Source organism: Mesorhizobium sp. M0663 (assembly GCF_040320585.1).
Classification (GTDB): Bacteria; Pseudomonadota; Alphaproteobacteria; order Rhizobiales; family Rhizobiaceae; genus Mesorhizobium.
Genome location: NZ_JAMYPX010000014.1, coordinates 104,237 through 118,290, shown reverse-complemented (window position 1 = coordinate 118,290; position 14,054 = coordinate 104,237). Strand labels below are relative to the sequence as shown.

The window sequence follows — 14,054 nt, the reverse complement described above, 5'->3', positions numbered from 1 at the left end:
CGGCTGGCGCGCGGGGCTCTTGATCGGAGCCGGGATGGCCTGCCGTCGCCGACCGTCTTGGCGCAGCAAGGCGCGAGAGGCCACTCGCTGGCGCACCGTTGCCCAGCAAGCCATACGGGCTCCAGGCTGGGCGACTGTTGGCGATGCTGGCTATAACAAGGACGCAGTCACTGCGCAGGCATCGGCGATGCTTCCGGAACGCCGAACTCTGCGCAAATGCACTTGCCATGGCTTTCAGTGGCGACAGCCGCTTCGACGCGGCTATGGCGGACGAGCACGCAGGCGTCATCGCGTGGGCTCGCAGCAAGCGCGCCAGGGTACCGAGCAAGAACTGGTGGAACCGACGGCTATTCCCGACCGTCGAAAGCCACGGACAGGCCCAGGGCAGTTGCTGCCTCGACGCTCGCCTCGGTTAGCTCTTCGTCGGATGCGACCAGATATGGGGCGGCTTGCCGTGCTGCGTTTAATGTCGCTGTGATCGAGATGGTGTCACCACGATCCTCCCTATTGAGGACTGCGCCGATTGCTTGCTCTACTACCGGACTGACCCTTTTCACCTTACTCATCCACCCTCCCCATACGCGGCCCAGGGCGATGGTAATCTATCCACGGTTGTGTTCAATTCGATGTACGGAACGTACAGACTCGGCCGGCTGGACCGCGACGGCCAAACATCTCTAATTCCGACGGCATTCTAGATCGACCAAGCCTCCCTACCGGGCCTCGACCGGGTTTCTCAGCAGATGGCCCGCACGCTGCGGAGGGCAATTGCCAGGTTCGTATGTGAGCCCGGTCCAGGAGCTCGGCTCGGCCCACGGGCGCGCCCCCTGCGCTGGGCGAAGATGTCGCCTAGAAATAGCCGAGGATGGATTTTACCTCGAGATACTCCAACATGCCCTCGATTCCATATTCGCGTCCGTTTCCGGACTGCTTGAAACCGCCAAACGGGGCGTGCGGATCCCAGGCCGGGTAGTTGAGATGCACCTGACCGGAGCGGATCCGCGAGGCCACGTCCCTGACGGCGTCCACATCCTGGCCCTGCACATGAGCCCCCAGACCGTAGACCGTGTCGTTGGCGATGGTGACGGCCTCCTCGATTGTGTCGTAGGGGATGATGCAGAGAACTGGCCCGAAGACCTCTTCCTGGGCAATACGCATGGTTGTGCGCACGTCGGAAAAGATGGTCGGCCTCACATAGAACCCGACGTTCAGATCGTGCGCACGGCCCGGTCCGCCGGTGAGGAGCCTGGCGCCCTCAGAAATGCCGACGCCGATCATGGTTTGGATGCGGTCGAATTGGGCACGGTTTGCGATTGCACCATGAGTTGTGGCTTCGCAAAGCGGATCGCCAATGACGATCTGGGCTGCTGCCCTTTTGGCGATTGCCTCGATCTCGGAGAGCAGCGAGCGTGGCACGATCATGCGCGTCGGGGCGCTGCATGACTGGCCGAGATTGCGGAAGGCGGCGGCTACGCCCAGAGAAACGGCGCGATCGAGATCTGCGTCCGGCAGGATCACGTTCGGCGACTTGCCGCCCAGCTCCTGCGCGACACGCTTGACCGTGGTCGCCGCCGCCTGGGCCACAGCAATGCCCGCGCGGGTGGACCCGGTAATGGAGATCATGTCGACATCCGGATGGGAGGCGAGACCCATACCCACGCCTGGACCATCACCTTGCAGGAGGTTGAAAACCCCAGCAGGGAAGCCGGCTTCCTCGATTGCCTCGGCGAATAGCAGGGCGTCCAAGGGAGAAAGCTCACTCGGCTTCAGCACGATCGTGCAGCCTGCAGCGAGCGCCGGCGAAACCTTGGCGGTGATCTGGTAAAGTGGCCAGTTCCACGGAGTGATCAAGGCGCAGACACCGATCGGTTCGTGGGTGACGGCGGTTTGCCCCCGTTGCTTGACGAAGCGAAAGTCTGTCAGCACATCGCGAGCGACCTTAACATGCGTGATCGCCAGCGGCACCTGGGCGCTGCGCGCATAGCCGATCGCCGCGCCCATTTCGAGGCTCAGGCATTGAGCCAGCAGTTCGCCGCGCGCCTCGAGCAGCGCTCGCAGGCGATCGAGCAGACCCGCGCGGTCTTCTGGCGTGGTCCGACTCCAGGTGGCGAATGCCCGGCGAGCCGCTGCAACGGCCGCGTCAACGTCCTCGCCATTTCCAAGCGGAAACTGGCTCACAACCTCTTCTGTGGCGGGATTGACGACGACGCCCGTCGCGGTGCCGCTCGGCTCAACCCATTGACCGTCGATGAAGAACTTGTCCAGGTGGCCGTTGCGGGCCAGGCGTTCGAGGGGCGTCATCACCCTACAAGGTCCTTCATGCGGTAATAGGCGCCGAGAATCGGCAGGAACCAGGGGCGCCCGAAATAACCGGGGATCGCTGGCCAGTCGAAATCCTTCCAGGGATTGAGCTCGGGGTGCCCGTCCATGACGTCGGCCATGATGGTGCCCATCAACGTCGACATTTGGGTCCCGTGTCCGCTATAGCCCATCGAGTAATAGATGCCATCGCGCTCTCCGGCGCGCGGCAGGCGATCGCGGGTCATATCGACCATGCCGCCCCAGCAGTAGTCGATGCGGGTGCCGGCCAGTTCCGGAAAGACCTCGACCATCGCCGCCTTGAGTATCCGGCCGCTTTTTTCGTCGGATTGAGGGTTGGACACGGCAAAGCGCGCCCTCCCGCCGAACAAAAGGCGATTGTCCGGCGTGAGCCGCCAGTAGACAACGAGATTGCGCGTGTCGACGACCATGCGCCCAGTCGGCATGAGACGCCTAAGGTGGTCGGGCGACAGCGGCTCGGTCACGATCAGAAATGCGCCGACCGGGATCATGCGCCGGCGGATCCAGCCGAGCGGGCCAACCTGGGAAATGCCGCTTGCCAACAGGACCTGCCGCGCGACGATCTTGCCCTTTGGCGTCGTTACCTCATGCCCGCCTGAAACCTTGCGCATCGCCATGACGGGCGAGCGTTCATGGACCTCTGCGCCACGCCGGGCAGCGGCGGTCGCGAGGCCCCGGACGAACCGGCCGACATGCATGCCCGCGCTCTTGGGAAAGAGCAGCCCGCCATGGTAGCGGTTGGTGCCGACTTCGGTTCGCAGGTCCTCGCGCGCGATCATCCTGGTGTCGGGATCGACATTGGCAGCCAGTAGTTCCTGGCTGCGCGCCAGCATGTCGTAGTGCTCGGGCTTGGCGGCAAGCTTGAGCTTGCCGACGCGGGAGAAGCTGCAGTCGATCTTCTCTTCCTGCACCAGCCGCTCGACCATATCGACGCCGGCGTCAAAAGCCTTGTAGAGCGCATTTGCGGCCGGCTTGCCGTGCTTGCCAGCCATGATTGCATAGTTCTGGGCAAAGCCGTTGTTGCACATGCCGCCATTGCGGCCGGACGCGGCATTGCCGATCGTTTCGGCCTCCAACAGGGCAACCCGGGCGCCCTTTTTGGCAAGGGCCAGCGCGGCGGAGGAGCCGGTCAAGCCGCCGCCCACAATCGCCACGTCGTAGTGGCCTTCGAGCGGTTTGGACGACCCTTCATTGAACGGCTGAGACGTATCCAGCCAGTAAGAGGTAAACATCATTTTCTTGACCACCAGTGTTGATTTGAGTGGGGCGACATCCGAGCGTAGTCGCGCGCCTACCAGCCGCGCATCCGCTCCCAACGCGCTTCAATCTTGGGGCTGTCCCCGTTGACAACGCTGTAGAAATCATGCTGGGCGGCCATCGCACACGCATGGTTGGGCAGAATGCGGACCCGAGTCCCGAGCGGCAACTCGGGCATGGACTTTCCAGAGCCGGCACGAATGGCGAGAATACCGTGTTCCTGGCTGGCCTGGGCCACGATCACATCTTCAAGCACCCGCCCCTTTTCGTCGCAGACTACGCCGTAACCCCGGTCGATCTGCTGGTTTGCGGTTCCCCGGTCGCGCGAAAGCGCCATCCACCCTGCATCGACCAGCACCCATCCCTTTTCCGGCTTGGACCCGATCACCGTGGCCAATACGGAAATCGCGATATCGTCGAGTTCGCACACCCCAACGCCGTGCTGGACCAGGTCGAAGAACATGTAGACCCCGGCGCGCAGCTCCGTGACCCCCTCAAGATTGCTGGCGAAATGCGCTGTCGGCGTTGAGCCGACGCTGACGATCGGGCAGGCATGGCCATGGGCGCGCAGGATTTCAGCGGCGCGCACCGTGGCTGAACGCTCGTTCTCGCCTGCCTTGACCAGCGCATCGGGCGTGTTCAAGCCATAGGATTCGCCTGCATGGGCGAGAACGCCGACGAGATTGGCACTGGCCGCGACGACACTGCCGGCCACGTCGAGCAACTTCGGGTCGTCCGGCCTCAAGCCACCGCGATGGTCATCGCAGTCCAGTTCGATGAAAACAGATGGGGTCATACCGGTGGCTTGGCGGACGCTGGCCAGGGCATCGGCCTGCCCGACCGAATCGAGCAACAGCTTCACATCAGCGCCGGTGCGGCGACAAAGCTCCATGGCCCGCCTGGCCGAGGCCGGCGAGATGCCGACCGCGTAGGTCATGTCTCGAAAGCCATGGCCCGCGAAATACTCCGCCTCGGCGATGGTCGAGACCGTGATCGGACCGCGTTCGCGATGGAACGCGTATCGGGCGACATCGATGCTCTTGGCCGTCTTCATATGCGGGCGCAGCACCACGCCAAGCTTCCTGGCGCGCTCAGCCAGACCCTTGATGTTGTGCTCGAGCCGGCCACGGTCTAGAAGCAGCGTCGGGGTGACCAAGGCGTCGATCGTCCTAGCCGTCTCGCTCACCGCCAAGCTTGCCGCCATCTTATTCATAGTCTCGTTTCCTAAGTGAACGACTGGTTTGCCAACGCATACATATGGGCTGGCCCCTCGGCGACGGGTCGTTGTCCTTTGACCATGGCGGTCGCACTGCCGGACCGCTGCAGGCCAAGGCTCGCAAGCCAGTCGCCCAATCCATCCTCGGCATAGACGTCGATGCGAACGAATTGATTGTGAAGCTTCGAAAGCTGGGCCAGGATCAGAAGCCGCGCGTCGTGGTCGCTCTCGGCTGCACAAGGGCCGACGACATAGCCGCGGCCAAACCTCCTCGCGACAGCGTAGCCTGCAATCCGTCCCCTGCGCTCAATGACCAATGCGTTGCCCACATTGGCGAGCGCAGCCACCATCGGCAGCCGGGGCATGCCCGTGGCCCGTTCGTCGAAGGCCTGGATTGCCGCGAGGTCAGAGGCTGTCGCTTGACGGATGTCGTCGCGGGTACTCCGCGTCACGGCGACAGCCAGCGAGCCCTGGTGCTGAAGCACCGTGCCCCATGCAGTGAAGCCGCGTCGCTTGTAGAGCGCCAGCCCCTCTTCGGTTGAGTTGAGCAGCAGGTTGCGACCGTGTGTCGCCTCAAGCAATCCATCAAAGAGCCGGGCGCCGTTGCCACCGCCTTGCGCGGAGCCAGTAACTATGATCATCCCGACCGAGGCATAGGACTGTCCGTAATTCCAGGACATGGCCGTGCCAATCACCTGTCCTGCCCGCTCAAGGACCAGGCCATTGCCGACCATCAGGGCAAATTCCCAATCCTCCTGACGGTAGGGCCAGGCCATCTCCTGCGACAGCTTCAGTGCGCTCGGCAAATGGCGGGTTTCCAATTTCATCAGCTCGATCGGGGCGCTGACGATATCTCTGTCATGCTCAAAGGCCATAAGGTGCAACGCTGTCAGTTGATCCAGAGTCGGATTGAAGTCGGATCTTAGAGTCGCGCCCGGCGGACAGATTTCGCTGCTGTTTTGCCCCTTCAAATCAGCGGTATTATTCGTTTTATGCAGTTCCTCGGCATGCCAAATCGTGCAAATCGGGCGAGGAATACCTGGCACCTTGAATCGCCGCTTCGTGGTTGCCCGATCGGCGATGCCCAGGAGGAATTTTGGATGATCTACATCAGCGAAGAGGAGTCAGCCGCCCTCGTCACGCATGAACTTGCTTTCGAGGCGGCGCGCGAGGCTCTCGTGGCGGCAGCATCGCGGCAGAGCTGGGTCTTTCCGGCTGTTCTCGGGCGCACACAGGAGGTGACCAATACCTTCTCAATCAAATCCGGTTCGTCGGGCGAGCTGACCGGCGTGAAAATTGGCTCCTTCTGGTCGGGCAACTCGGCACGTGGCCTTCCCCGCCACAACTCGACCATCGTGCTGCTCGATCAGCATACAGGTCGGCTCGGCGCCGTAGTCGAGGCCGGGAAGGTCAACGCCTACAGGACGGCCGCCGCCGACGCGGTTGCGGCCGATCTTCTTGCGCGCAAGCAAGCCAAGGTTCTGGCGATCTTCGGGGCCGGCAACCAGGCGAGCTTCGAAGTGATGGCGCTGGCACGCATCCGCCCAATCGAAACCGTGCTGGTCGTGGCCCGGCCTTCGCCGCGGCGCGACGCTTTTGTCGATCAGATCGGCGAAAGGGGACTGAAGGCGCGCGCTGCCTTGCCCGAAGAAGCCGTGCGCACGGCCGACATCGTGGTGACGGCGACACCCGCACGCGAACCGCTGTTCGATGCCGCTTGGGTGGGCCCCGGAACCCATATCGTCAGCATCGGGTCGGATGCTCCGGGTAAACGCGAATTGCCGAGCGAATTATTTCCCAAGGCACGTCTGTTTTGTGATCTGCTTTCCCAGTCCGTCCAGATCGGCGAGTTCCAATATGTGCGCGACGAGATCGACGTCGGCGTGCTTGTGGTAACACCAATCGGCGACGTTATTGAAAGGCGTGCGCCCGGACGCCGCTTCGACAATGAGATCACGGTCTTCGACAGTTCCGGCATCTCCCTGCAGGACCTCTACATGGCCGACGCGCTGATCCGCGCAAAGGCGTCCCACCGCTGATCAGTTTCGCACCAGGCCCCAGTCCCGACGGATTTTTCGACACTCTCCGGCAACAAGGTGACCCCGCGCGATCCTGCAGTCGTGTCAGCGGCGGGCGCGCCAAAGGGTTGCCCGCATGAACCACGGATCGCCCCCGATGTCGGCGACTAGCGTCTGGCGCGCCAGAAGGCGAGACGGTCCTGCAACCGATAGCCCTGGATAATCGCCGGCATGAACCACGGATTGCCACGATAGAGCGGGACGGCCGAAGGCGGTCGAAAGTCGAACGCAGTGCGCGACTGCTCGCCATGCCCCATCAACTTGTGGGCCGCACGCATGCCAATCCATGGCGCCCAGACCACGCCCGAACCGCAGAAGCCAGTTGCATAGACCACGCCGTCCTTCTCGAAGATGCGGGGCAGCATGTCTCGGTTCATCGCCACGTTGCCGAACCAGCAATGCGAAAGGCGCACGTTCTTCAACTCCGGGAAGAGGTTCACCAGGCCCTTGCGAAGGAGAAGTTTCGGCGCCGCCGGATCGCCGACGCGGGAACTGTCACGGCCCCCCAGCAGGATACGTTTCCCGTCGGGCGACGGGCGATAATAGAAACCGAGTTGCCGGTTCTCGGTGATCGTCATCAGCTTCGGCATCAGCCGCGCCATGATATCGGGCGCAAGTTCCTCGGTGACGATGATCCGGCTGCGGACCGGAACCAGGCGGCGGCGCAGGAAGGGAGCGGCGCCGTCGGTATAGCCGTTGGTGCAGACCAGAACCTGCCGTGCGTCCACCGTCCCTGCCGAAGTCGCGACCCGGAAGCCCGAACCGTTCCTCTCGATCGACTTGACCACCGTATGCGAATGAACCGTCAACCCGGATGCGAGCGCCACCCGCAGGAGCTCAGCATGGAATTTTGCGGGGTGCAGCCCGCCAATGTCCATCCGAACGGTTCCGCCGCGGTAGAAGTCGGTGCCGATATAATTTCGCTGCTCGGCATGCGGAACCGCGTAGGACTCGATTCCCAGTTTCTTCGCCAGCGTCTCGGCGCCGCGCGCCATCTTCTCATACTGTTCATATCCGAATGCGCCTTTGAATTGGCCAACCAGTCGGAAGTCGCAGTCGAGCCCTTCGGTCTTGATGAAGTCGTAGAGGAATTCGCGTGCGACCTTGCCCTCGGCCTCGATCGCCAAGGCCTTCTCTTCACCGAAGCGCCGGGTGATCGTGGCATGGTCCGGCCGGATGGTCCCGCTCGTAATCCCGCCGTTGCGCGTGGAAGCACCCTCGCCCGGATTCATCGCATCAAAAGCGGCGACCGAGCGTCCCTCGCGCGCCAGCGCAAGCCCGGCCGAAAGCCCGGCATAACCGGCGCCGATAATTGCCACGTCAAGGTTCTTTGCGACTGGCTGCCGCGGCAGCGGCATGACGGGCGCTGCTTCCCACCAGTAGGGTGTGTTCTTGTCGGCGATATGAGGCTCTTGCACGTGGCTGACTTCTCGCTGCATTGCAGGGGTAATCTACGGTCGGTGAAACTTCAGATGTGGTCGTCTCGGACGTCGAGCGCATCACGCAGCCCGTCACCGATGAAATTGAAACTGGTTACCGCGATGGTGATTGCAGCTCCGGGAATGATTGCCAGCCAAGGTGCGCTGCCCAGATATTGCTGGGCGCCATTGAGCATGTTGCCCCAGCTGGGCAGTGGCGGCTGGATCCCGTAGCCGAGGAAACTGATGTAGGCTTCCATGAGAATGGCGCGCGCGACCGTCAAGGTGGAAGCGACGATAATCGGCCCCATGGCGTTGGGCAGTATCTCGCGGAACATGATGTGGGTGCCGCTCAATCCCAGCATTCGCCCGGCTAGGACGAACTCGCGTTCGCGTAACGAGCGGACTTCCGCTTCGACTATGCGGGCAACCTCCATCCAACTGGTGAGGGCGATAATGACGGTGATCATCACAGGACTGGGCTTCAGTGCGGCAGCCAGCGCCAGCAGCAGAAAGATCGATGGGAATGACAGGAATCCATCGACCGTGCGCATCAGCGTGGCCCCGACCCAGCCGCCGCGATAGCCGGCAATTACGCCGACCAGGGTGCCGATGAGTGTCGACAAAACCATGGCAAAGAAACCCACCAGCAGCGAGATTCGTCCCGCCATCAAAAGCCTTGCCGCCACGTCGCGGCCAAGCGGATCGGTACCTAGAAAGTGGTAGCCCGTCAGCGGAGGGGCAAAGCGGGCCCGCAGATCGATATACAGTGAGTCATAAGGCAGGAGATGGGGGCCGAGGACGCAAGCGAGGCTCAGGAAGATGATCATCGCCAACCCGAGCAGCGCCAAGCGATGACGCATGAAACGACGTGCCGCGCGGTTGTTTCTCCATCGGCTTGGAGCTGCATTTGCGGTGAAAGCGGTCATATCGGCTGTCTCCTGTCGGGGAAGTTGCGCGCTCAAGCCAGACGAATGCGCGGATCGACAATAGCGACGACAATGTCGGCGATCAGGTTTCCAAGCAGAACGAGGATGGCGGAGAACATCAGCAGCCCCATCACAACCGGATAGTCGCTGTAACCAAGGCTATCGAGGAACAACCGTCCCATTCCTGGCCAGGTAAGGACGGTTTCGGTCACGAGCGCGCCAGTGAGGACACTGGGAAGCTGCATCCCGGCCAGGGTAATCATCGGCAAAAGTGCGTTGCCGACGACATGCTTCATCAGAATCCGGCGTTCACTCAACCCCTTGGCCCGAGCCGTCTTGACGAAGTCCTGGCTAATGGCGTCGAGAGTGGCCGTCCGCATGTAGCGGCTCCAGATCGCGACATGGACCAGCGACAGCACGATACTTGGCAGGATCAGATGGTGGAGGTAGCCCAGGATTGAGGCGTCGCCGATCTCGGACATATTACCCGCAGGCAGCCAACCCAACTTCAGGGAAAAGACGTAGATGCCGACGAGTCCGAACCAGAAGGTGGGGACCGACAACGCAACCATGGCCCCGACAGTTGCAAGATAATCGAACAGCGAGTAGCGGCGCGTGGCGCCTCGGATTCCAATCCAGGCGCCAATGGAGATCGCAATTGCGGTTGAGGACCCCATCAGCAGCAGCGTGGCAAAGAGATGGCTGCCGATCACCTCCAATACCGGCGCTCCGTCGCGGAAGGAGTGACCCCAGTCGCCCCGCACCAGCCGCCATGCCCAGTCCAGATATTGGATCCATATGGGTCGATCGAGGCCCAGCAGCCCCTTGAGACGCTCGATATCCTGCTGGGTCATTCCGGGATCGAGCCCGAATTGCGCCAGCGGGCCGCCGGGAAGGAGGTTCAGAATGCCGAAGCCGATGATCGAAACGATCACAAGCAGCACCAGGCTCTGCGAGAGGCGATTGAGCAGGAAGCCGCGCATTCGAGTCCCTCCATTGTGGGTTGATGATTTTAGTCTGTTGCCGCCGCTGCGGCGGAATCGGCGGGGCGGCGGCAACTGCGTGGATTAGGCCTTCCACTGCCAGGCTGCGGCATCCCACGACGCGGTGCGGGTGTTGGCGTTGGGCTCGAAGCCGTCCAACCCTTTCTTGCGCCCGAGGACGATTGTGTACGCGAACAGCGGCAGGAAGGGCAGATCATGGCGCACCACTTCCTGCACGCGATTATAGATCCCGCGTCGTTCTTCCGGATCGAAGCTGCGAGCGCCCTTTTCGAGCAGGGCATCGACCTCAGGGTTGGAATATTGCCCGGTGTTCGAACCGTGTCCGCCTTGAGCGGCGATTGCCTTCGTATGGAGCCGGTTTGTGGCGTCGGGGTCCGCGGCAATCAGATAGGTGACGCCCACCATGGCGGTGTCGAATTGCGATTTCAGCCAGAACTCGCCCCACATGACTGCAGCCGGCAAATTCGAGATCGTCATCTCGACGCCGATCTCGGCAAACGTCTGCTGCAGGAACTGCTGCGTCTGCTCGCGGAGGTTGTTGCCAGAAGTTGTCGAGTTCGAGAAGGACAGTCGCACCCCATCCTTGGCGCGGATTCCATCCGGCCCCGGCACCCAGCCGGCCTCATCAAGGATTTGGCGCGCCCGGTCCAGATTGAACTCCTGAACCGGCAGGTTCGGGTCGTAGTAGTAGGACTCCTTCGGCATGAAGGTCTCGGTGAGAGTGCCCACGCCGTAATAGATCGTGTCGACGATCGCTTTCCTATCCAAGGCGGCGTAGAGCGCCTGGCGCACTGCCAACTCCTTGAACTGCGGGCGGCCCAAATTGAGGTAGATCGACTCCAGGGATGACCCGGTCTCAAGTGTCACCACGCGGTCTGCTAGTTCGCGGGCTTCAGTATAATGGTCGGCGGTGATGTACGACTGATCGACCAGGTCCACGTCGCCGCTCTTGAATTGCGTGTAGAGCACTGTCATGTCGGGGATGTATTTGAAGATGAGCTGCTCGACATAGGGGCCTTCGCCCGCGTACTCAGGATTGGCGACGAGCTCGATGTGATCACCTGCGACGCGCTCGCTCCATTTAAATGCGCCGGTGCCGACCGGCGCCTGGTTGAACGCGGCTGTATTCGGATCGGCCTCTTTCTCCAGAATGTGCTTGGGCACGATGAACGTTTCGGCCAAGAACGAAAGATAGGGCGCAAAAGCCTCCTTCATCCGCCATGTGATCTCGGTGGGCGAAACCACTGTGATGTCCTGCACGAGCGAATGGCCGCTCGTGCGCCAAGCGCGAAACTTCGGGTTCGTGATGAGTTCAAGGGTGAATTTCACGTCCTCGGCCGTGAAGGGCTCACCGTCGTGCCAGCGGGCATTGTCACGCAACCGAATGCGCCAGTTGAGACCGTCCTCCGAAATGCCGCCGTTCTTTTGGCTTGGCACCTCGGCTGCGAGGTTTGGATGTAGGCCACCTTGGGGATCCATGCGGACCAGCGCGTCGAAAACCGAGAAATGGACCGCGTCATCGACTTCGATATGCGCCATCAGCGGATTGAACACGGTCGGCTCTTGGGAGAGGCCGACGATGACGCGACCGGCCGGGCCTGCAGGAGGGGTCTTGGCGAAGGCGGGCTTGCCCAAGAGATTGGGCGCGATGAGGCCTGCAGCCCCACCTATCGCCATCAGTCGCAGCGCTTCGCGCCTCGAGTAGTTGGACGTAGTCGATGAATTTTTGGTCATGGTAGTTCCTCTCTTGTTATTGCTTATGCGTTTGCTGCTACTGAACGGGCATTGCCCGGCCGCTCTCCTGGAATTGCCGCTACCAGTTGGCGCGTGTAGGCTGCTTGCGGGTTCAGGAATATTTGCGAGGGCGGTCCGCGCTCGACGATCCGGCCCTTCTGCATCACCGCGATTTCGTCGCAGATCTGGCTGGCGACGCGCAGGTCGTGCGTGATGAAGACCATCGACACGCCCGTCTCGCGCTGGATCTGGTCCAGAAGCTGCAGGATCTGCGCCTGGATCGACACGTCGAGTGCGGAGACCGCCTCGTCGGCAATCAACAGCTTCGGCTTGAACATCAGCGCACGAGCGATGCCGATGCGCTGGCGTTGCCCACCCGAGAACTCGTGCGGGTAGCGGCCAAAAGCGCCGGCATCGAGACCGACATGGGCCAGAAGCGCACGCGCTTCATCGCGCGCTTGGACATAAGGCATCCCGTGTGCCATCGGGCCTACCGTCATGATGTGACCGACCGTCGAGCGTGGGTTCAGAGAAGCGAAGGGATCCTGGAAGATCATCTGGATCCGCGGTCGAAGCGGGCGGAACTTCGCTTCGGAAAGCCTGGCTATGTCACAGCCCTCGAACAAGATCCCGCCGCCGTCATTGTCCAGCAGCTTGATCAGCAGCCGGCCCAGCGAGGATTTCCCCGAACCGCTCTCGCCTACGACCCCAAGCGTGCGGCCGGGCGCCAGTTCGAACGAAACCTCGTTGACCGCTGTCACAACTCGTTGCGCGCCGAACAGCGCGCTGCCGCCGCGATAGGTCTTCACCAGACCCTCAACCTTCAGGATCGGCTCCTTGCTGGCAGCCTCCGGACGAGGGCGATCTTCGCCGGTCAAATGCGGTACGGCTGCAATCAGGCGCTGGGTATAAGGGTGCTTGGGCGACTTCAGCACCTGCTCGGCGCTGCCCTGTTCGACGACATGGCCCTTTTCCATCACCACGACGCTGTCGGCGATCTCGGCCACCACGCCGAAATCGTGGGTGATGAACATCACGCTCATGCCCTTGCGCCGCTGAATGTCACGGATCAGTTGCAGGATCTGAGCCTGGGTGGTGACGTCGAGCGCGGTGGTTGGTTCATCCGCAATCAGCACCGTCGGCTCGAGCGCCAGGGCCATGGCGATCATGACGCGCTGCCGCTGCCCGCCCGAAAGCCGGAAAGGGTACTGGTAATACATGAGTTCGGGATCTGGCAGGCCTACTTCAGTGAGCAGTTCGATTGCGCGGCTTCGACAGGTTTGTGGCGTGCCGAAGCCATGCGCTGCCATGACCTCGTCAATCTGCGCGCCCACCGTCATCAGGGGATTGAGCGCCGAGAGCGGGTCCTGAAAGATCATCGACACGACCCGTCCACGCAGATTGCGCAGCTTGTCTGGCGACATGCCGACGATGTTCATCCCCTCCAGCTGGATTATTCCCGATGAGAGGCGGATCACCTTGGGCAGTAGCCCCATGATCGCGTTCGCCGTGACCGACTTACCCGATCCGGACTCGCCTATGATGCAGAGTATCTGGCCGCGTTTCAGATCGAAGGAAATATCTTTGACAGCATGGGTCCGTTCCATGCCTTGCGGCAAATTCACCGTGAGGTCGCGCACCGAAAGCGCCACATCGTGGGGGGCTACAGCCTGGATGCTTGCGACCATCGAGATCACCTCCCCTTTCAACCGAGCGCGTCCACCCTGTTGCGGACCGCTTCATCGCCCTTTGAGCAGAAGCGCCTCACCGTAGCGGCCGTAGTCTGGCCTTCTCGGCGCTTCGCGCGCTGAGTCTGCGAGAGACGGGTTCTGCTCATCCTGGCGGTTCCCTTATGAAATCCGGTCCGTGTACCGGACTCTGTTCCCTTTTTTCTTGGAGAACTCTCCGAAGGGGCAAGCCCTGCCTGTCGGATGTCCTCTGGAGCCTGCCTACCATAAGGAAGGGTTGCTCCGTTCTTCCAGCCAGTTTGACTGTTCTGTTTCCGCAGAGTCTTCGAAACTTGGCCCTCGCGCGGCAGGAACTTCTGAAAAGAACATCCAGTTCGGCATTTCACTCTG

At 61.9% G+C, this 14,054-nt stretch carries 10 protein-coding genes; 1 reads left to right on the top strand and 9 read right to left on the bottom strand.

What is annotated here, in order from left to right; translation table 11 throughout:
* Positions 1–849: 849 nt before the first annotated feature.
* Genes NKI54_RS22565 through NKI54_RS22550 form a run of 4 tightly spaced genes read right to left on the bottom strand, consistent with a single transcriptional unit; the run spans position 850 to position 5,859 of the window.
* On the bottom strand, positions 850–2,304 hold the full coding sequence (locus tag NKI54_RS22565) for an aldehyde dehydrogenase family protein (protein ID WP_352692453.1): 1,455 nt from the start codon (positions 2,302–2,304) through the stop codon (positions 850–852).
* Positions 2,301–3,575 carry an NAD(P)/FAD-dependent oxidoreductase gene (locus NKI54_RS22560; protein ID WP_352692452.1) on the bottom strand — a complete coding sequence of 425 codons (1,275 nt, stop codon included), beginning with the start codon at positions 3,573–3,575 and terminating at the stop codon, positions 2,301–2,303. Before NKI54_RS22560 ends, NKI54_RS22565 begins: the two co-directional genes overlap by 4 nt.
* A 56-nt stretch (positions 3,576–3,631) precedes the next feature.
* Positions 3,632–4,810: an alanine racemase gene (locus NKI54_RS22555; protein WP_352646223.1), complete on the bottom strand. Its 1,179-nt coding sequence runs from the start codon at positions 4,808–4,810 to the stop codon at positions 3,632–3,634.
* Between the two features lie 11 nt (positions 4,811–4,821).
* Positions 4,822–5,859 carry a GNAT family N-acetyltransferase gene (locus NKI54_RS22550; protein WP_352646225.1) on the bottom strand — a complete coding sequence of 346 codons (1,038 nt, stop codon included), beginning with the start codon at positions 5,857–5,859 and terminating at the stop codon, positions 4,822–4,824.
* A 54-nt stretch (positions 5,860–5,913) separates the two neighbouring features.
* On the opposite strand from NKI54_RS22550, the gene NKI54_RS22545 reads away from it, so the two are divergent.
* Positions 5,914–6,852, top strand: a complete 939-nt coding sequence (locus NKI54_RS22545) for an ornithine cyclodeaminase family protein (RefSeq protein ID WP_352646227.1) — start codon at positions 5,914–5,916, stop codon at positions 6,850–6,852.
* A gap of 146 nt (positions 6,853–6,998) precedes the next feature.
* Here NKI54_RS22545 and NKI54_RS22540 read toward each other — a convergent pair whose 3' ends face one another.
* From NKI54_RS22540 to NKI54_RS22520, 5 genes are all read right to left on the bottom strand, one after another.
* On the bottom strand, positions 6,999–8,330 hold the full coding sequence (locus NKI54_RS22540; RefSeq protein WP_502898239.1) for an NAD(P)/FAD-dependent oxidoreductase: 1,332 nt from the start codon (positions 8,328–8,330) through the stop codon (positions 6,999–7,001).
* A 29-nt stretch (positions 8,331–8,359) separates the two neighbouring features.
* The gene (locus NKI54_RS22535; protein WP_023678809.1) at positions 8,360–9,238 is read right to left on the bottom strand and encodes an ABC transporter permease; all 879 of its coding nucleotides are present in this window, start codon (positions 9,236–9,238) and stop codon (positions 8,360–8,362) included.
* Positions 9,239–9,270: 32 nt separating this feature from the next.
* A complete protein-coding gene (locus NKI54_RS22530; protein ID WP_352692450.1) occupies positions 9,271–10,221 on the bottom strand; it encodes an ABC transporter permease in 951 nt (316 codons plus the stop codon).
* A gap of 84 nt (positions 10,222–10,305) precedes the next feature.
* A complete protein-coding gene (locus tag NKI54_RS22525; protein ID WP_352692449.1) occupies positions 10,306–11,976 on the bottom strand; it encodes a peptide ABC transporter substrate-binding protein in 1,671 nt (556 codons plus the stop codon).
* A gap of 23 nt (positions 11,977–11,999) precedes the next feature.
* Complete coding sequence (locus NKI54_RS22520; RefSeq protein WP_352692448.1) at positions 12,000–13,664, bottom strand: ABC transporter ATP-binding protein; 1,665 nt, start codon at positions 13,662–13,664, stop codon at positions 12,000–12,002.
* Between the last annotated feature and the right edge of the window lie 390 nt (positions 13,665–14,054).